General features: G+C 66.1%; 4 protein-coding genes. All 4 read right to left on the bottom strand.

All coding sequences use genetic code 11. The annotated features are described in order from the left end of the window. Window position 1: 1 nt before the first annotated feature. The 4 genes from CSW57_RS16490 to CSW57_RS16475 are packed head-to-tail and all read right to left on the bottom strand — an operon-like array spanning window position 2 to window position 21,511. Window positions 2-826, bottom strand: a complete 825-nt coding sequence (locus CSW57_RS16490; RefSeq protein WP_062799126.1) for an ABC transporter permease — start codon at window positions 824-826, stop codon at window positions 2-4. Further along, a complete protein-coding gene (locus tag CSW57_RS16485) occupies window positions 823-1,809 on the bottom strand; it encodes an ATP-binding cassette domain-containing protein (protein WP_223249308.1) in 987 nt (328 codons plus the stop codon). Before CSW57_RS16485 ends, CSW57_RS16490 begins: the two co-directional genes overlap by 4 nt. Next, the gene (locus CSW57_RS16480; protein ID WP_223249307.1) at window positions 1,806-3,596 is read right to left on the bottom strand and encodes a DUF4012 domain-containing protein; all 1,791 of its coding nucleotides are present in this window, start codon (window positions 3,594-3,596) and stop codon (window positions 1,806-1,808) included. The genes CSW57_RS16485 and CSW57_RS16480 overlap by 4 nt, the downstream gene beginning before the upstream one ends. Continuing rightward, the gene (locus CSW57_RS16475) at window positions 3,593-21,511 is read right to left on the bottom strand and encodes a non-ribosomal peptide synthetase (protein WP_189339296.1); all 17,919 of its coding nucleotides are present in this window, start codon (window positions 21,509-21,511) and stop codon (window positions 3,593-3,595) included. Before CSW57_RS16475 ends, CSW57_RS16480 begins: the two co-directional genes overlap by 4 nt. Window positions 21,512-21,544: the final 33 nt, after the last annotated feature.

Below are 21,544 nucleotides of genomic sequence, written 5' to 3'. Positions count from 1 at the left end.
CTCAGACACGTCTCAATACGGTAGCGGCGAGCGGGACGGCTACCAGCAAGATCACGGCGGAAGCGAGGATCGAATACCACTGCGGATTCTCCGACGCCCAGGTCACCGGCTCGGGCAACAGCGGATTGACCGACACCGGATTGCCGAAGCACTCGCGCAGACTTCCCGCCACCGACGTCACAGGATTCCAGTTTGCGATCACCCGCAGAGGTCCGGGCAGTGTGGTCGACGGGATGAACGCCGACGAGATGAACGTCAGCGGGAACAGAATGGTGAGCAACAGGCTCTGGGCAGCTTCTGCCGAACCGGCGACCAAACCGCCCACCGCCCCCATCCAGGACATGGCGAATCCGAACAGCAGCGCGATCGCGTAGCCGGCGAGGGCGTCGAGAAAACCGGTGTCGATTCGCCATCCGATGGCCAGCCCCGCCAACGACATGACGATGAGCCCGACGATGTTGACCGTGAGGTCGGAGACCGTGCGGCCGACCACGATGGCCACGCGTGACATCGGCAATGCCCGGAATCGGTCGATCATCCCGGTCTTGATGTCGGTGGCCAGTCCGAGCGCCGTGAAGCCGGCATTGAAAGCAACCGTCTGCGTCATGATCCCGCCGATGAGGAACTCGCGATAACGGTCACCGCCGAGGGCCTCGCCGAAGACGTACGAGAAGAGCAGGACAAACATCAGCGGCTGCAGGACAACACCTAGGAGCATCTGCCAGTTGCGCGAGATGGTGCGGAGATTGCGGATTGCGAGTACCTCGCAATCCACGAGGAACGTAGCGATGGTGCGACCGCGAGGTGCGGTGACGGGACGGCTCACTTCGAGCTCCGCGCCAGAGCGAGGAAGACATCGTCGAGAGTCGGTGCGTTTGTTGTCGCATCGACGATCTCGACGCCGGCCTGGGCGAGGTCCGCGACCGCACGCGCCAGGTGCCTGCTGGGTTCCACCGTGGAGAACGTCACGGCGGGCCCATCGGCACCGACCTCGGACATACCCGGGAGCTGGGCGACGATGCCGACCGCCCGGACGGCATCAGCGGGATCGGCCAACTGCAGCCGGACCTGCGCCGTACCCACGGTTGCCTTGAGATCTCCGGGAGTGCCGCGGGCCACCACTTCCCCACCGACGATGACGGTGACCGCGTCCGCGAGTTGGTCGGCCTCCTCGAGGTACTGGGTGGTCAGGAGCACCGTTGTCCCCTCACTGACCAGAGTCCGCACCTCCGACCACAATTCGGCACGGCTGATCGGGTCCAGGCTCGCCGTCGGCTCGTCCAGCAACAACACAGGCGGTCGGATGATGATGGCGCCGGCCAGATCGATTCGTCGACGCATCCCGCCGGAATACGTACCCACCCGGCGTTTTCCGGCCTCGGCGATTCCGAACTGCTCGAGCAACTCGTGTGTTCTGGCCTTCGATGCCCGTCGGCCAAGCCCGGACAGGCGCGCCACCATCGTCAAATTCTCGATACCCGTGAGGTTGTCGTCGACCGCGGCGAACTGTCCCGAGAGCCCGATCAGACTCCGTACCTCGTGTGGATTCGCCAGCGCGTCGATCCCGTTGATGCGCACGCTGCCTGCCGTCGGACGCAGCAGTGTTCCGATGATCCGGACGGTGGTTGTCTTACCGGCACCGTTGGGTCCGAGAACACCCATCACGGTCCCCGCGGGAACGTCGAGGTCGATCGATTTCAGCGCATGCACGCCCCGGTAACGCATCTGCAGATCGCGGATCTCGATCGCGTTGTCGCCGTGCGCACCTGATCGATCGGCGGGCGGAACGGCGATGTTGTTGTCTCTCACTCCTTGCACGCCGGTACGTCGACCGTGATCTGGGGCTCGTCGACGAGCGGCTGTACCGGTACCTGCGGTGTACCCGACGAGGCAGGCTCGTCGAGCTCGTACTCGAGGACCACCGTCTTGCCGGCGGGGATCTTCACCTGGCCCGTGACAAAGGGGTGGCCCCGCTCGGTTCCCGACGAGTACAGCATCGGATCTCCGTCCACCGTCACCGATTCGAGGTTCGCGCCGGACGTGGCATAAAGGGTGACCGACGCGAAGTTCGTTCCGTTGGGCAGCTGCAGCTGTGGATTACCGAGGCTCCCGATCACGTAGGGCGGCAGACTCATGTCTTCGACGGTGTTGGTCAATTCGACCTCCACCACGGCCTTGCGCCGATCCCCCTCGCACTTGTCGGCGCGATAGGTGATCGACCGCTTCAGGAAGTAGTCGATCTTGTTACCCGCCAGGTTTCCGACCACCACTTCGGCATAAGGCGCCTCCGTTTCGGCGACTTCATGCGTCAACCCTGCTGCGGCCAAAAGCTTCTGCTCGCCTTCATCGGCGCTGTACACCATGATCCGTCGTTCGTGCACCCCACGACCCAGCGCCTCGAGCACCTTTCCGGTGTTGCCGCGCAGCGCTGTCAGCGATGACACGGCCTTGCGGGCGATCTCTTGCAGGTACGCCTTGCGCGCAGGGTTGTCGCCACCGAATTGCTTGTATGACGTGGACAACGTGATCTCGGTGACGTTGTCGCCGGTGATGGTTTCACCGCCGGCCAGCTTGACCGGACCGGTGGCCTTGAGCAGATAGCTCAACGCAACCGGATCCATTGCGACCGCCCCGTCGAGTCGGGTACCGGACTGCTGCTCCCACATCGACATCCAGATCTGAGCCGCATACGGGAAGTGCGCACTGATGTTGCTGTTGCGGACGTCGGTGTAGGGGCGGTTGTAGCCGTAGTTGAAGTCGAACTCCTCGCCGAGATCCACGGGTTCTGCCGGCGGCCGAATGGTGTTGTTGGCGCCCAGATTGTCCACGTTCACCCGGCCGTTCTCGGCGCTCACCACTCCGTACGCGCCGAGAAGTCCGCCCGTCGCCCGCGACTCCGCAGGTGTCTGGAAACCGAAGAAGTAATTGCGTTGGCCGCCCGCGCCGAGCATGGGTGGCAGCAGTTGCGCGGCGGTGTCGGTGCCGCGGATGAAGCGGGCCGATTCGGTGAGCTGATCGTGTAGTTCGGTTTGTGCATCGGAGACGACGCCGAGCCAGCTCCCGTCGGTTGCGGCGACATCCGCCTCGAGTTCCTCGGCCCGCGTGGCGATCGTGTCGAGTTCTGGCTGTGCCTGGGCGAGCGCGGCGGTGTTGATGGTGTTGTCTTCGGTGCGCAGACTGTTCGGGTTGATGACATCGGCCAGTTCGGCCGTGGGCACCAGGACATCCGTGGACAGACCCTCGACGGACTCGGTCAGGTCCCGCACCGACTGCAGCGGATCACCGAGCCACGGCAGCACCGCGACCGCAGACCAGACCGGGTTGTGGGTGTCTCCGTTGGCGGCCTGGGCCTGGACAACTGCGGCATCGGCCTCACGCACCGCCTTGTCGGTGTCACCGGCGAGGAACGCCCGCTGCGCCGACGACGCGTGACCACGGGCTGATTCGAGCGAGCCCTTGGCACTGAACGCCAGGTATGCCAGATACAGGCCCACCACGACGAGCACCACCAGCACGCCCAGCACCGCCAGGATCCACCACCGCAGCCGGCGCGGCCGGCGTCTCGGTTCTGGCTGGTCGGTCACCGCGTGGGTCAAGGTGTGCTCCTGATGTTCTCGTGGTTGTCGTCGAGGTCGCTGATTGCTGCATTCGTCAGCTGCGCGACGACGGACATGGCGTCTTCGGCGCCCATTGCGTGGTGGGCGACCGCGATGTTCTCCACGGTCACCCGCCCGTCGATCAACGACCGCCAGTGATCGGGATGCGGATTGTCCTGCGCTGCAACGATGATCGCCGATCGCGGCGCCGCGGCATCCGGTTCGTAGGCGGCCGCTGCGGCAATCGCCTCTTCGCACCGGATCCGGTACTGCTCGAATCGGGCTGCGTCGATGGCACGCAACGACCGCTCGAGGGTCTCGTCCATTCCCGCCGCGGGCTGCATATCGGGCTCCATGCGCGGATCGAGCAGTACCAGTAGATCCACCGAATCACCTGCCGCGGTGAGTTGTTTGGTCATCTCGTGTGCGAGAACGGCGCCGAGTGACCAGCCGAGCAGTCGGTAGGGTCCGTTGGGCTGCCTACGCTTGAGGGTGTCCACGTGAGCTGCCGCCATCGCTTCGATGGTGGTGAGATGCGGCGCGGAGACGTCGTCCAAACCGGGCATCTGCAGTCCGAACACCGGAGTGGGCAGGTCACGGCCGAGTGGGCGGTAGTCGTTCACCAGCCCGCTGACCGGATGAATACACCAGAGCGGTGTACCCGCCCGGTGTGCGGGAGACAGTTGCACCACCGACCCGAGTTCTGCCGCGAGATCCTCGTACTTGTCGAGGGCGCCGGCGAGTGCCACCGGCGTGGTGTGTGCAAAGAGAACTGCGACGGGGACGGGACGTTCGAGTCGCCGGGTCAATGCGGCGGCAGCGGCGGTGATCAGCAGCGAGTTGCCTCCCACGGTGAAGAAGTCGTCGTATATCCCGATGTTGTTGTTGCCCAGCACCTCACGGAACACATCGACCACCGCGGTTTCGGTGGGCGTACGCGGCGCACCACCCGACACCGTCCAGGTCGGCTCCGGCAACGCGGCGGTGTCCAGCTTCCCGACAGGGGTACGGGGCAATTCGGCAACGGGAACGATGGCGGCGGGGATCAGATGGTGTGGCAGACGTTCCATCAGGAGGTCGAGGAGGCCTGCTGTCGACGACGCATCCTGCGGGCTGCCCACCACGTACGACACCAGCACCGGACCAGTGGGACCGTTCCGGAGCACTGTCATCGCAGTGCGCACGCCGGCCGCGGTCAACGCTGCGTCCACTTCGGCCGGCTCGATCCGCTGGCCACGTATCTTGACCTGGCGGTCGGCACGGCCCAGATACTCCAGGTCACCACTCTGGTGACGGCGGACGAGGTCGCCGGTGCGATACATCCGCCCACCGTCGGCTGTTGCCACGAAACGGCATGCCGTCAAGGGCGTGTTGCCCTGGTAGCCCATTGCCAGGGCGGGCCCCGTGAAGTACAGCTCGCCCACTGCCCCGTCGGGTGTCGGTCGCAGGTGACCGTCGAGCACCCTGGCCTGCAACCCCGGCACCGCGGCGCCGATGGTGGCCGCACTTTCCGGACGCATCGGTGAATGTGATGTACCCAAAACCGTTGTCTCGGTGGGACCGTAAAGATTCACCATCATCCGGCCGCGACTCCAACGGCGGACGAGTTCGGGCGGGCACGTTTCGCCGCCGACGAACACCGTGCGCAGTTCCGGCAACACGGCCTCGTCGACGGTCGACAGAACCGATGGCGTGAGGAAGGTCTGGGTCACGGCGAGCGACCGTAGGTGGTCGGTGAGTGTCCGGCCGGTGACGTCGTCAGCGGGCACCACTGCCAGTGTGTTTCCCGACCCGAACGCCCACACCATTTCCAAGATGGACGCGTCGAAGCTCGGGCTGGCGACGTGCGCCACGCGCGCACCGGGTTGGGCGACGAAGACCCTGGGTTCCAACAGGTTCCGTAGCCCGAGATGTGAGACGACAACTCCGTTGGGAAGCCCTGTGGTGCCGGACGTGAACAATAGATAGGCAGCAGCCTCGGGCGCCGCGTGCATCCACCCCGGTGTCGGCCGGCCGAGTTCTGGTTCAGCCGTCGGCGGCTCGGGTACCGACACTTGCACGGCACAGTGGTGCGACGCCGACGGATGGGCAACGGCGACCTGGGCCCCACTTGTCGCGATCATCCGGTCGATCCGTTCGGCCGGGTACCGGGGGTCGATGGGTACGTACACCGCAGCGATACGGGCGATGGCCCAGAACGCGGCGACCGATCCCAGACTCCGCGGCAACATCATTGCCACCCGATCACCCGGTCGCACTCCCGCTGAGACGAGTTCGGATGCCAGTACCGACGACCATTGGTCCAATTGTGCGTACGTCAGCGCGGTCTCGCCGTCGTCCGCGGCGACCGCAGTCGGACGTTTCCGAACCGACCGCTCGAGCATGTGGGTGAGGGTCATCGGCGCCCCGACCGAGGCGAGGGATGACCTCTCCGATCGCTCTTCTTCGGTGCGCAGGTCGGCTGTCTCCAGCGAGACCGAGTGCTCGGAGACCACGAGCCTCAACGCGAGCTGCCAACGCAAGGCGAGGGTTTCGATGGCGCGCTTGTCGTACAGCGAGTTGGCGTGGGTGAACAGCGCTGTTCCCCGCCCGACCGTGAGTTGCAGGTCGAACTCCGAGTCGGGGCTCAGTTCGTCGGCCACGTGACCGCCCGGCTCGTCGTTCACCGAGAGAGTGACCTGCACGACGGGGTGCCGGCCCATCTCACGGATCGGATCCTGTTGGGCCACCACCTCATCGAACGGGAGCAACGCGTTGTCCATGGCGGCCAGGTCGGTGTCGCGGACGAGATGGATGAGGTCATCGGTGGTCAACCCCGGCCGCAGCACGGTTCGCAAGGCGACGGTGGACACGAACATCCCCACCATGTCGGTCGTCTCGGCGTGGCGCCGCAGCGACACCGGGGTCCCCACGGCGACATCGTCGGTGCCGCACGCGATCGACAACGTCAGCGCGAGGGCCGCGTGATACACGTGGAAGTCACTGACACCGAGTCGTTGTGCCGTGCGGGTCACCGCGTCCATGATGCTCGTCGACACCGGGACTGCCACGGTCGACGTACTCAGCGAGCGCTGCGCGTCGCGCGGTCCGCAGTCGGGGAGTTCGAGGACTCCCGGGTACCCCCTCAGCGCTCGGTCCCAGAAGTCGAGCATCTCGCCGCGCATGAGATTGTTCGCCACGTGCTGCCAGCGCGCCACCTGGGGGTATGACACCGACAGCGGCCGTAATTCGTCACCGGCCAGCGCACTTTCGAGATCGCGGCGCAGCACCTGTACTGACTGCCCGTCCATCGCGATGTGATGGGCAACCACCACCACGAACCGGTGCCCGTTGGTTCCGACGAGTGCGCTGCGAACCGGAACGGCACGTTCGAGGTCGAACGGCTCGGCGAGAAGGTCCCCGATGACCTCCGCGAGGTCGCGCTCCCCCAGGTCGACGACATCGGCTGGTTGGTCCACAACACGCTGTTCGGGGGCGCCGCCGTTGTCGGGATAAATCGTTCGCAGGGGAGCATGCCGACCGACAACCCGCTGCCAGGCGCCGACCACCTCGTCGTGGGTAGCTCCCGCGGGGACCGCGACGACAACGGGGACGGCATACAGCGGTCGCTCGGGAATCATGCGCTGTACCAGCCACAGTCGCTGCTGTGCCGGCGACAACGGCACCGGCCCGAGATCTGGTGGTGCACCGGGCCCCGTCAGCGGAGGCAATGCTGCGGCGGCACGTTCGCCAGAGCTGCTCAGCAGCGCGGCCAGCGCGGCAACCGACGGGGCGGTGAACAGGTGCCGCACCGGAACCGCCGTCCCGGTCTCGTCGGCGATGATGGCCACCACCTGAGTGGCCGACAGTGAACTGCCGCCGAGGTCGAAGAAGCTGTTGTCGCGGCCCACGTCGTGGATGTCGAGGCCCAGGACCTCGGAAAAGGCTGCAGCCACGACGGGTTCGAGCTCCGACGGTTGTTCGGTGAAGGTGCTGGGCGCAAGAGGCGTGGGCTCCGAGGACAGCGCTGCCACCCCCGCCGCAGCGGGTTCGAAGCGGCGACTCAGTGACGGGAACGGATGGTCGGGAGCCGAGACCATGGCGTGCAACAGTTCCAGATAGTCCTCGAGCAATGCCTCGGCGACGCGTTCGGGAACGGCGGCACCGTGCACCAACGTCAGCGCGAGCCCGCCGCCCGGTGCCGAGGAGAGCACCATCTCGAGGTCGAACTTCGCCGCGACGTATTCGGATGCGTCCGAGACGATCCCGATGTCGACGCCCGGCAGGTCGACGTGGTCGGACGACACCTCACCGAGTGCCTCCTGGTGCACGAGCAGTACCGAGATGAGTGGATCCCTGCCGGCGTCCCGACTGCCGCCTTCCCTACTGCCGGCGTCGCGCACCGAAGTCACCGCCCGAACCACGGCGTCGTACGGCACATCGGCATTCGACTGCGCGGCCAGGTCTGCGTCGCGCACGGTTCGCAACTCGGCCCGGATCGGGCGGCTCACGTCGACCGGTGTACGAAGCGCGATGGTGTTCACGAACATTCCCACCACCCGCTCCCAGGCCGGGTCATCGCGTCCGAGTACAGGTGTGCCGATGACGAGGTCACGGGTGGATCCGTGCTGCGCCAGCAAAGCGGTCAAGGCGACGTGCGCGAGGTGGAAGAGCGTGGCGGACTCGGTATGTCCGAGGTCGTTCAGCGCTTCGAGAGTGTCTGGCCCGAGCGTGGCGTAGACGGCGCCGCCGGTGGCCGACGCGTTGTCGACGAGACCTGGAACGCGGTAGGACGCATCGACACCCGCGAGGGTCTGCCGCCAGAAAGCGAGCTGCTGGGCATACCGGCTGCCGGGGTCGGACGGGTCGCCCAGGCGTTGCGCCTGCCACTGGGTGAAGTCGGAGTACGTCAGTTCTGCTGCCGGAGCGGGGCTTCCGGCGTAGGCACCGACCAGATCGGCGAGGATGGTCCGCATCGACCACCCATCGGTGGCCACGTGATGCATCGCCAGCACCAGCCAGGTGTCGGTTCCGGCGACCACCACTGCGCTTCGGAAGCCGGCTTCGGAACTGAGATCAAACGGGACGGTGAGCAGTTCGCCGATCGGGCCGCTGACGTCGTTGTCATTCACCCGGGTCACGGCGGGGGCCTTCGCAGAGTCAAGTCCGCCAATCTGTTGCCGTGGTCCACGAGGGGTCTGCGGGTACACGGTGCGGAGGGTGGCGTGTCGGCGTTGCACCTCAACGATGGCATCCGAGAGTCGATCGACGTCGACTCCTCCGCGCAGTCGCAGTACCAGGGGCACCAGATACGCCGTCGACTGTGGATCGATCCGGTTGAGAACCCACAGCCGCTGCTGCGGATACGCCAACTCCAACTCGGCAGGTACCGGCAGGGATCGCGGCGCCACGTCACCCAGCACGGAGGAAGGTAGTCCATCGATGACGGCCGCGAGGGCGGCTACCGTACGTGCGTCGAGTATGTGGCGGACGGTGAGGTCACGATGGGTCTGTAGTCGCAACCGGCCGGCGATTCGGCTGGCGGACAGGGACGTGCCTCCGCTGTCGAAGAATTCGCTGTCCCGTCCGACCCTTTCCAGAGGCAACCCGAGAACGTCTGCCCAACCCTCCGCCACCACTATCTCGGTGTCGGTGCGTGGAGCTTCGATCTCGTGGTGCGCCGGCGCCGGCGCGGGAAGTGCCCGCCGGTCCAGTTTCCCACTCGGAGTGACCGGGAAATGGTCCACAACGGTGATGTGGGTGGGTATGTGGGTCGGCGGCAGAATGCTCCGCAGCTGATCTCGAACCCTCTCCGGATCGCATGGCTGATCGGGGTCGGCGATGATCCAGGACGCCAGAACGCGTTCTGGCCCCTGGTTGTACACACCGGTCGCAGCCCGCTCGATACCACGCAACGACATCAGTGCCGCGTCGATCTCGGCGGGTTCGAGCCGGATGCCGCGCACCTTGATCTGCTCATCGGCGCGACCGTGGACCACCAGATCGCCCGATGCCGTGCGGTGCACCAAATCACCGGTGCGATACATGCGCGTACCGGGGTCTCCGAACGGGTCTGCCACGAAGCGTCCCGCGGTCATTCCGGCGGCTCGGGTGTAACCGCGGGCCAACCCGGTTCCGGCCAGGTACAACTCGCCGATCACGCCCCGCGGTACCGGACGAAGTCTGCGGTCGAGCACGTAGGTGGCTGCCGGCCCCGTGGCTCTGCCGATGGGAATCGGTCCCCCCGGTTCCACTGCCCGGTTGGCCGTCGCCACGATCGTGGCCTCGGTGGGACCGTAGAAGTTGACGACTCTGCGCCCTGACACCCATTGTTGCGCAACTGCATTCGGCAGCGACTCCCCACCGGTGGCAACCACCTGCACCGTGTCGACCATCGCAGGTTCGACCGTTGCCATCACGGCGGGTGTGGAGAAGAAGTGGGTGATCGCGGCGTCGTTGAGCAACGCCGTCAGTTCCCGTCCGCCGATCACGGTCGGTGGGCACACCACCACCGTGGCGCCGACGGCGAACGCCGGCAGCAACTCGACGAGGTGGGCATCGAACGATGTGGAGTAGTTGTGCAGCACTCGGCCGGCCGCGGTCAGACCCACGTGCTCGACGACGGCGTTCACCAGCGGAGCGATCCCCTGCTGGGTGACACTGACGCCCTTGGGTTCGCCGGTCGATCCCGACGTGAAGATCACGTAGGCAACATCATCCGGACAGATGGGTCGAGTCCGCTCATCGGCAGCGAAGGTAGAGGTGACTCGGGCACGCTCGGCAGGCGTGCCCGCGACGATGTCGGCGAGTGACAGCCAGTCGACCCCGGGGACGTCGGGACCATCGCCGGGTGCGTAAAGACCTGCCACTGCCCCGGATTGGTCCACCATGCGACGTCGACGGGTATCCGGGTCATCGACACCGAGGGTGACGAACGCGGCGCCGGTCTTGGCTGTTGCCCACGTCGCGATGATCGACCACGCGGATCTGTGCGCGCAGATCGCCAGCACGTCTCCCGGACCGATGCCTCTGCCGATCAGCGTTCGTGCGACCTGGGTGCTCACCACGTCGAGATCGCGGTAGCTGAGGATCCACGAGCCGTCCTCGACCGCCGTCGCCGCCGGGTTCGAGAGCGTCCCTCGGCGAAGTAGATCCGGCAGTGGTTCCCACACGTCGAACTCGGGTACGACATCGAGGTCGCCGGGCGCTGCGCCGAGGTGGTCTGCAGGCGGTCGCGCCGGGTCGGTGACTACGTCTTGCAGCAGGGCGATCAGTCGGGTGAGGAACAATTCGGCGTCGGGCTGGTCGATGCGCGCCGAGTCGAAGGCGAGCCGCACGACGAGGGTACCGCCGCGTTCCTCCATCATCAGGTCGAGGCCGAACCGCGAAGGCAGTCGCAGGGCTCGGTCTCCGCGGAGGTTTCGGTGGGGCCCGTCCGTGAGTGCCCCGTCGGTTACCGCGCTACCCAGGTCGGCCAGGAAGATGTCGACCACCGGTCGCGAGCCCCGTCGATGATTCGGATCGGCGAGCCCGGCGACCAGGTCGGCGGGGTACGCAGAGTGCGCGAAGCTGTCCAGATCCGCCCTTGTGACCTCGCGCAGGGTTGCCGAGAACGGCCTGTTGATGTCGATGTCGTTGCGCAGCAACACGGTTCGGGCCAGCATTCCGACGGTGCCCGCGAACTCTGTCGCGTCCCGTCCGGAGACAACGGTTCCGATGATCACATCGGGGTCATCGCCCAGGCGTGCCAGCAAGACGGCCAATGCGGCATGCACGGTCATGAATGTCGAAGTGTTGTGTGCCGCCGCCTGCTCACGAAGCCGCTGGTGCTGCTCGGGGGCGAGCTCGACTTCGATCGTCGGGCCCGGTCGAGATTCGCGGGCCGGCGGGCGCAGCCCAGGTAGTGCCGGCCGGGCCACTGGTTCGGCGAAAACCCGCTCCCAGAACCGTTGAAGTATCTCGCCGTTGTGGCTCAGAACGTCGGAGGACCAGGTTGTGTAGTCCCCGTAGTCGAGCGCCCCACCCGGGAGGGACTCGCCGCCCGTCAACGCTGCGAGCTCCTTGTGCAGGATTCGGACCGACTCCCCGTCCACCGCGATGTGGTGGACAACCACCGCGAGTTGCCTACCGTACGTCGGCGATTCGAACAGCGCTACTCGCCACGGGAGTTCGCTGGTCAGATCGAACGGGCCGTTGAGCATCTCGAGCGCAGAATCGGGGTCGGCGACCACATCAGCGGTCACGTCGCTGTCGACCCTGCTGCTGTCCCAGAGTTCTTGGTACGGGCCGTCGGCATCGGCGGGAAAGCTCGTGCGCAAGCTCTCGTGGCGGTCGACGAGTGTTGCCATGAGCGCCGACAACTCGTTGACGGGCATGTCTCCGACCGGGATGAGCGCGCTCAGGTTGTAATCGGTACGTGCCGGGTCCACCTGCCAATGGAGCCACAGTGCCTGCTGCTGCGGCGTGAGCTCCAGTCGCGACGGACGTGGATGAGCGGCCGGCGCGGTCATCGGCAGGCGGTTGCTGCCGGAAACGTCGACGCCGCTGTCGATGTACTCCGCGAGCAGACCGACGGTGGGACAATCGAACACCGATCGCACGGCCAAGTCAGCGCCTGTGAGCGCTGCGACGTGCGAGGCGAGTCGCGCAGCCGACAGCGAATTGCCGCCCTGTTCGAAGAAGTGGGTGTCGGGACCCAGGTCGTCGGCTGACAACCCGAGCACATCGGCGACTGCCGCGGCGACCACGACCTCGGATCCCGTGAGTGCCCGTGACGCGACCGGCGCGGAGATTGCCGGGAGTCTTGCGGTGTCGAGTTTCCCGGTGGACGTGAGCGGCCAGTCGGCGACGACCTGGACTTGGGCGGGAACCAGATGCGCCGGCAAGGCGGCGGCGCAGGCCGAGCGCAGCGACGTGGGGTCCGGACTCGGCATCGACTCGTCGGCGATGACGTACCCGATCAACATCTCGTCGCCCTGGCGATCGGTATTGCGCAGCAGCACTTTGGCGTCGCTGACTCCGGGCTGGGCCCGCAGCACTGCCGCGATCTCGCCCGGTTCGATGCGGTGCCCGCGGATCTTCAGTTGCTGGTCGCCGCGGCCGAGGTATTCGAGCCGACCGCCGTCGACCCACCGGGCCAGGTCCCCGGTTCTGTACATTCGGCTTCCGGGCGGACCCCATGGTGAGGGAACAAATCGGGTGGCGGTGAGGTCGGGCCGGCCGAGGTAGCCGACGGTGACCTGGGTTCCGGTGGCATACAGCTCTCCGGTGGCACCGATCGGCTGAGGCCGTAGGTATCGGTCGAGTACCACGAGGCCCGCGCTCGGCAGCGCCACTCCGACGAGACTGCGTGAATCGGAGGTGTCGACGTCCGTGACTGACAGGTGCACCGTGGTCTCGGTGATGCCGTACATGTTGACCAAGCGCACCTCGGGACGCCGGGAATGCCAGTGCGACAACGCCTTGGGGTCAAGCGCTTCGCCACCGAACAGCACCAGACGCAACGACCTTGGCAGGTCGTCACCCGGCAGCTGCACCAACCGCGAGAAGGCCGTCGGTGTCTGATTCAGGATGGTGACTTCGTGGCGTGTCAGCAGACCCACGAGGTGGTGGGGATCCCGAGCGGTGTCGTGGTCCACCACCACCACTCTGCCGCCAGAAGTCAACGCACCGAAGATCTCCCATACAGAGAAGTCGAAGGCGGCCGAATGGAACCAGGTCCAGACGTCGTCGGCACTCGCCCCGATCTCTGATTGGGCGGTACTCAGGAGCGTGGCCATGTTCGACCGGGTGACCATCACGCCTTTGGGTTTTCCGGTGGATCCGGATGTGTAGATCACGTACGCGATATCACCGGATGTGGCTGTGACGCGGTCTATCTCGTCAACACTTCGACGCGCCGCCAAGTCCAGCGTTGCAACGTCGAGAATGGCTGTCATCTCGGTGTCGACCTGGTCCAGTACCCCGCCGGCGCCGATGATTGCTGCCGGTCTGGCATCGGCGATGATGGTCCCGATCCGCTCGGCCGGGTACGTCGGATCGACGGGAACGTAGCCCCCGCCGGCAAACAGGATGCCGAGCATGGCCGACACCGTGTCGGTTCGCCGGTCGGCGATCACGGCGACGAGGTCACCGCGCTGCACACCACGCGACCTCAGTTCATCCGCTATGGCGGCCGCCTGGGTGACGAGACCGGAGTAGGTGAGGTTGCCTGTGACATTGACCAGCGCAATCGCTTCGGGCGCCTGGCGTGCTCGGTCGATGATGCGTTCCACCACATCGGTGTTCTGGTGTGCACCATCGACCAGTGGCCGCGGTGATGCTACCGGCATGTGACGGTCGGCGGGACGGGTCAGCGCATGCATCGTGGTGACGCCCGGATCCGTTGTCTCGGAGAGGGCCTGCACGGTCTGAACAAGAGTGTCAGCGAACTGCGCGGCCATCGCGGGCCGCACATGCCACAGTCCGTAGCTCAGCGTGAGATGCATCGGGTTGCCATCACCGTGGTCGGTGATGGTGAACTCGAGTGGCACTCGCGCCTGGCCGACGCGTATCGGCGTCAACGAGATGTCGCTGTCCGAGACCGGCGCCGGCTGGTAGGCGACCATCACGTCGAGATAGGCGTCCGAATCGAGGGTCCGGGGTGGCGCCAGGCGTTCTTTGACCTCTTCGAACGAGACCTCCGAGTGCGCGAGAGCTTGTGTGACCACGTCGCGGCTCTGTGAAATGGATTCGCGGACAGTCATTCCCGGGTCCACTCGACTACGTAGCACCACGGTCTGGACGAACATGCCGACTGCGGTGATCATCTCCCGGGTACGCCCGGCCGTGGGGGTCCCGATCACGATGTCGTCGGTCCCGGTGAACAGACCGATCGTCGCGGCCAGAGCGGCATGCAACACGTGGAAGACGCTTGCGCTCTCCGCGGCAGCAATGCGCTGCAGCGCGTCCCGCATCTCCGCGGGCACGGGGACGTCCAGGTAGTCGGCGGGTTCTGGACCGGGAGGCACGGTTGCAGTCTTCGACTCGAACGGTAGTTGCAGATGGATCGGGGCACCGTCGAGCACTTGCGACCAGTGCTCGAGAAGCTGACTCCGATGCTCGGTGGAGCGTGGGGGTGTACCCAACTCCTTGGCCATGCGCCAGGCGTGATCACGGTACTGGGCCGCCGGTGCCTGCCATTCCGGCACAACCCCTGCCAGGCGAGCCCGCAAGGCCATCGCGAAGTCGTCGGCGAGCACGGTCATCGACCATCCGTCGACGGCCACGTGATGTCCGATCAACAGCAGCCGAAGACCTCCACCACCGCCCGCCGCGAACAGTTCCGCGCGCCAGGGCAATTCGGTTGCGAGGTCGAACGGCCGTAGCGCCTCGGCATGAAGGTTGGCAGCCGCGTGCGATTCTGGCAGTGGGCGGGGGTGAGCCAGGGCAGCAAGTCGAGTGCGAACCTGATCCAGCGGCACCAGAGCCGGCTGCGGAAACCCGTCGTTGTCGGTCAGCACCGTGCGCAGGACTTCGTGTCGCGCAACCACATCGGTCAACGCGTCGATGACGGTGCGCGGCGATGCCTCGGGTGGCAGATCGAGGACGGCGGGCAAGTGGTAGACAGCGCTACCTTCATCGATCCGACTCAATGCCCACAGCGCCCGCTGCTGAGCGGTGGCGGGTGGTGCGGCAGACCCGATCGACACCTCGGCGGCGGGTGTGGCGCACGGACGCGCTGCGTCGACGGACACCTGCAGGTCCGCGATCGAGGGCGCCTCTGCCACCATCCGCACACTGACGTCGCGGCCGGTGCGTTCGGTCAGCAAGAGCGCGATATGCATGGCCGACAACGAGTTCGCACCGACGTCGAAGAGGCCGACCTCCGGGCTCAGACTGGTCGGCGGCACTCCCAGGACCTCGGCGATCACCTCTCCCACAGGCAGCACCGCATTGCCCTCGACGGCGACCGCACCTCGCGTATCGGGGGTTGGCAGCGCGCGGAGATCTCTCTTCCCCGAGGCGTTCAGCGGCCAGGTCTCGACCACGACAATCCGCGATGGGACGAGGTAACCCGGTAGGACGGAGAGCACCGCGTCACGCAGTTCACTCTCGCTCGGCACCTGGCCGGCGAGGTCAGTTCGGAGGCGGACATACGCGATGATTTCGCTGCCGCCCGCGGTGCCACTGGTGCGGATCACCACTTCCGCTTCGGCCACGGCGGGCAAGGTCTGGAGCGCGTTACCGACATCGCCTGGCTCGACGCGGAATCCGCGCACCTGCACCTGGCGGTCCGACCGACCCCGGTATTCGAGCTTGCCGTCCACGGTGCGTCGCACGATGTCGCCGCTGCGGTACATTCTTCCGCCACCCGACCGTGCCGGGCAGGCGACGAACCGTTCGGCAGTCAGACCGGGCCGCCCCACGTATCCGCGGGTGACCTGGGGTCCGCACGCGTACAGCTCGCCCCATACTCCGATCGGAACCGGCTGCAGCCAGCGGTCGAGAATCAGAAGTGTGGTGTCACGAAGCGGGTCGCCGATCAACGAACGATGGTCTCTGGGGTCGGTCTCTCCGATTGTCAGGTGCACCGTGGTCTCGGTGATGCCGTACATGTTGGACAGCAGCACGTCGCGCCCGAATGCACTGTGCCAGCTCATCAGGCGGGACGGGTGCAACGCCTCGCCGGCGAAGACGACAGCTCGAACGGCACCGGGATCGGTGTCTCGAATAGCCACTGCGGCAAGCGGATAGAACGCCGAAGGCGTCTGGGACAGGATGGTCACTCCGTGTTGGCGTAGGAAGGGCCACAGTGCCTGGGGGTCCCGCACGGTTTCCTGATCGGCCAGAACAACGCGGGCTCCGGTTGTCCACGCAGCAAAGATCTCGAATACGGAGACGTCGAACGCAGTGGAGTGGGTGCAGCTGAACACGTCGCTGGGACCGAAGTCGTAGCTGGTTCGGGCGGCGTCGAGCAATGCAGCCACGTTCGCGTGGGTGGCGGCCACACCTTTGGGACGGCCGGTGGATCCTGAGGTGAAGATGACGTAGGCGAGGTCGTCGCCGTCGACGTCCAGTGTGTTGGCAACGGGGTTGTGGTCATCGGCTGCCCGGGCTTGGTCTACATCGAAGATGTTCACGTCGGCGGGGATATTGCGCCGAGTTCGCGAATTGACCAGTACGGTGGCCGGTTTCGCGTCCTCGATGATCGCTGCGATGCGCTGCCGCGGATACTCCGGATCGATCGGCACATAGGCAGCGCCGGCGAACATCGCAGCCAGTTGGCCGACGAGCGCATCCGGATGGCGGGGTAGCGCGACGCCGACCAGGTCGCCGCGACGGACCCCGGCCGTTCGAAGCCCGCCTGCCACCTGCTCGGCTCGCCCGATCAACTCGTTGTAGTCAAGGACCTGATCGCCGAAAACCAATGCCGGAGCGAGCGGATCTCGATCCGCTGCGGCGCGTACCTGCTGGACGAGCGACGCGTGGCTACGGGGAATAGGCGCGTCGAGCGAGTGATGCTCCCCTGGAACCAGTTCCCCGCTTATCGACTGGGGACGTGCAAGCGATTGGGCAAGCGCGGTGACGTACGAGTGGCACATCGCCGCCGCGATGTCGCCACTGAAAAGATCACTGCGATAGGTCAACTCCACCCGGAGGCCATCCGCGGTGTCGTCCACGATCCACTGCAGCGGAATACGTGCGTGCCGAGGGTCCTTGGGGTGGAACTCGATCTGGAGGCCGGCGACGTCCCATCTGCCGACCGGCTGGTTCTGATACGTGAGCAACACGTCGGACAGCGGCGCCGTGGTGATGTCGCGCTGCGGTTCGACCGCGGCGGCCACGTCGGCGAACGGGACGTCGGCGTTACCGAGCGCGAAAGCCAATCCTTCGGCGGATTGCTCGAGAATCTGCTCGAACGAGGTCGTGGGGCCGAGGGTGGAACGTATCGCTACGGGGTTCACGTACATTCCGACGGCGGTGTCGAGTTCCGGTCGACTCCGACCTGCCTGCGGCACCACCACCACCAAGTCGTTCGAGCCGGTGAACCGCGCCAACGTCACCGCAAGCGTGGCGTGGAGCCAGGCGAAGGTGCTGATTCCCCGCTCGGTGGCAGCATCGCGTAACGCTGCGGTGATCTGCGTGCCGAGTGTTCGTCTCTCCACCCCAGCAGGCGCTGGAACATGCCGGTCCCCCACGGCCGGCCGGTCGATCGGCAATTCAGGACGAGTCGGCAGGTCACCCAGTCGGCGCGTCCATCGTTCCAATTGCTCTGCCGAACGCCTGGTTTGGTCACCACTCACCGCGACAGTGGCATCGATGTACTGCGTGACCTGTGCCCACGACGGAGCGTGGCCGTCGACACGCGATTGATAGGCCGTCGCCAGATCATCGACCAGGACACCCAGTGACCACCCGTCCACCGCAGCGTGGTGGGAGCGGACAGCCAAGCGGTGATGGTCAGCACCGATGCGCAACAGCTCCAGCACCAGCGGCGGCCGTGATGTGGGGTCGATCAGTTGCTCGGAGACGCTCACATCGCTCGTGGCGTCGTCGACCTTGAACCCGTTGTCGGCGAGGGCTTCTCGGACGGTGACGACGTCCTGCCAGGCAGTGCCGTCGGGCTCGAGGCGGATGATGGTGCGTAGCGCTTCGTGACGTTCTATGACGTCTGCGATGGCGGCCATCAACGCATCGCGATGCAGCGCCCCTTTCAGGTCGACGTCGGCTTCGAGGTGGTTCGCGGTGGATCCCGGGTCGAGGCGGTCGGCCAGAATCATCGAGATCTGTCCCGATGACGCGGGAGGTCGTGGCGGACGTGGGCGATGTGCGTCCGCTGGCGCAGCCGTCTTCGTGAAATGCTCCACCAACAAAGCTAATTCGGCCAGGTCGCCGGCCTCGAGAACTTCGCGAACGCCGATCGCGCTTCCTGTCGTCGCACCGATGCGCGCCGAGATCCGGGTGGCGTCGAGAGACGAACCGCCCAGTGCGAGCAAGTCGTCGTACATGGACGGTTCGTCGATGCCGACCGTTTGCGAAACCACTTGTGCAACGAGTCGCTCGGCCGGGGTCTGTGCAGCTCGGTGGGGGCGCTGGTTGGCAGTCGACGGGTGCGGCAACGCTTCTCGGTCGAGTTTGCCCGAGGGAGTCACCGGCAGCGCCCTCATCACGACAACGTGGGCCGGCCACATCGACGTCGGCAGACGCCTGCTCAGGTGCTTGCGGATGCGGGTGGCGAGACGGCGATCGTCCACGTGCGAGGAGACGTACAACGCCAGCGCCTCGGTGTCACCCGAGCCGACAACCACGGCTACCGCCTGGTGCACGTCGGGATGCGTCTCGGCAGCCATCGCGATCTCACCCGGTTCGATCCTGACGCCCCGGATCTGCACCTGGTCGTCGCTGCGTCCCGCGTAGTGCAGCCGGCCTGAGGTCGAGTCCCGCCGAACGCGGTCGCCAGTGCGGTACATCCGCTGTCCGGGAGCTGCCCAGGGGTTGGCGACGAAAGCGGTTGCGGTGAGGCCAGATTGGCCCGCATACCCCGATGCCAATCCTGGACCTGTGAGGTAGAGGTCGCCGATCACATCGGACGGGACGGGCCTCAGCTGGTCGTCGAGGACGTAGCAGGTCGCGTCGGTGATCGCAGTCCCGATTGTCGGCGGTTCGTCGAGGGGACGCAACGGCGCGCTCGCCGTCGCCATGATGGTTGCTTCTGCGGGACCGTAGAGGTTCAGGACCGTCCGTTCGGCCCCCCACCGTCGGACGAGGTCGGGTGGGCACGCTTCTCCGGCGAGCATGAGGGTGGAGCAGACGTCGGCGGGAAGCCCGGCGGGGTCAACCGTTGATAGAACACTGGGCGTGATCACCGTGTGTGTGATCGATGCGCCGGTGAGGAACTCGGCCAGTTCCTGACCGCCGGCCACGTCCGGCGGTGCTGGGCAGAGGGCTGCGCCACCCGATGCGGCCAACAGCATCTCGAAGATCGACGCGTCGAATGCCGGAGACGCGAGTCCGGAGACCCGCGCGTTCTCGTCAATTCCGAGCGCTCGCTGGTGCGCCATCAGAGCAGCGAGCCCCCGGTGGGTGACCTCAACGCCTTTCGGTGCGCCGGAGGAGCCAGATGTGTAGACGACGTAGGCGATGTCGTCGAGCGTCAGTGGGCGCGGGAATTCGATCGGAGTGTCTGGGGTGTCCGTGAGGTCGACGTCGCTCAGGTCCCACCACTGGGTTGTGTCGCCCGGCGCGACTCCCCCGCGCGACGTCAGGATCTTCACCGGGCTCGATTGGGCGAGTTGCCCATTGATACGGGAGGCCGGGTGCGCCGGGTCGATCTGCAGCAGGGTCGCGCCGGTGCGGGCCACCGCCCAGAAGGCCAGCACCTGGTCGAGCCCCCGGCCGGTTGCGATCGCGACGGTTGTACCCGGGATGGCGCCACCATCTTTGAGAAGGTTGGCGAGTCGGCGTGATCGTTCGGCCAGCACCCGATAGGTCCAGTGCGCCCAACCCGCGTGGAGCGCGGGGCGCTCGCCGTACCGAGCCGCTGCAGCATCGAGCAGTTCAGGCAGTGTCTGGCCGCCAAAAGTCGGCGTCGAAGTGGTTGTCAGGCTTGATAATTCGGCATCTGACTCCAGCGCGATATCGGCGAAAGATCTTGCGGGGTCGTCGATGGCAGTAGTCGCGACCTCGCGGATGAATCGGAGCAGCCGACGGTGGTGGCCTTCCAGTTCTTCTGAGGAGTAGCGATTCGGGTTGGCCTCCAGGTCGAATCGCAGTTCGTCCGGCGCAGAGGGATTTCCGGTGCGGTAGAGGTTGACGGCGAGGTCGTCGACCGCGCTGGTGGACAGCACGTGTAACGACCCGGACACGTCGCCGAAATTGATCTTGTCGACGGTGAGCATGAGGTTGAGTAGCGGCCCGGTGAACTGCCGGTTGGGCAGCACTGCGGAGTCGCGAGGCATGGACTCGGCCATGTCCTCGAACCGGAAGCGTTGGTGCCGCAGCGCACCCATCATCGCGGCCTGGGTGGAGGTGATCGCCGCACGTATGGTGCTGCGGCTTCCGATACCAGTGCGAACGGGGACGACGTTGGACACCGTGCTGAAGGTCTTGCGCAGCAACGCAGTTGTGCGTGCGGCGACGGGCAGGCTGAGACTCACGTCATCCTGGCCGGAGATACGGGCGAGGTACCCCGACACCGCCACCGCGACGATCACCGGCATCGTGGTGCGGAGTTCGGTCTCGGCCTGGGCGAGCAATGCTGCGGTGTCGGGTGGAAGCACTGCGGAGTGACGACGTGGTGATGGATCGGGTTGCCCGGTGCGGTGCGCGAGACTGATCGGCGGACCGATGCCGTCAAGTTGCTCGGCCCAGTACGCCCGGTCTTTCTCGAACCGCGGCGATTCGCGGTAGTCGACGTCGGTTTGCGCCAACCCGGAGAGGTCCGATTCCGGTGGGAGGTTGAGGGAACCGTCCTCCGAGCGTTCGTTGTACGCGGCGACGATGAGTTGCAGCGAACGGAATGCGCCTGCCCCGTCGAACGTCAGGTGGTGGCCGCGCATGTAGTACAACCACCGGTTGTCTGCCACGCGCAGTATTGCCGACGCCATGAGTCTGTCGTGGAATACGTCGAGTGGGCGCGTGTAGTCGTCGCGCATCCACTGGTGGCCGGCCGCGTCCGGATCAGGTTCGGTACGCAGGTCTTTCATCGTGATCTCGTCGCTGAGGCCACGGTCGATGACCTGCTCGATGCCACGCTCGGTTTGCTCGAAGCGGGTGAACGCTATCCCGGTTTGCCGTGCCACTCCGAGCGTGACCGCCCGCAGCAGCTCGGCGTCCAGGTTGCCTGTGAGTTCGATACACAGCGCAATGTTGATGGGACACAGAGGAGTTGCCTGCTGGGCAGCCCACAGGGCGCGCTGTGCGCGCGTCAGTGGCTGCCGCAGCACCTGCCCCACAGAAGGCCCCTCCTCACGGTCATCGAGGCGTCG

The sequence above is a fragment of the Williamsia muralis genome (assembly GCF_002735905.1).
Classification (GTDB): Bacteria; Actinomycetota; Actinomycetes; order Mycobacteriales; family Mycobacteriaceae; genus Williamsia; species Williamsia muralis_A.
This window is presented reverse-complemented; position numbering and strand designations above follow the sequence as displayed.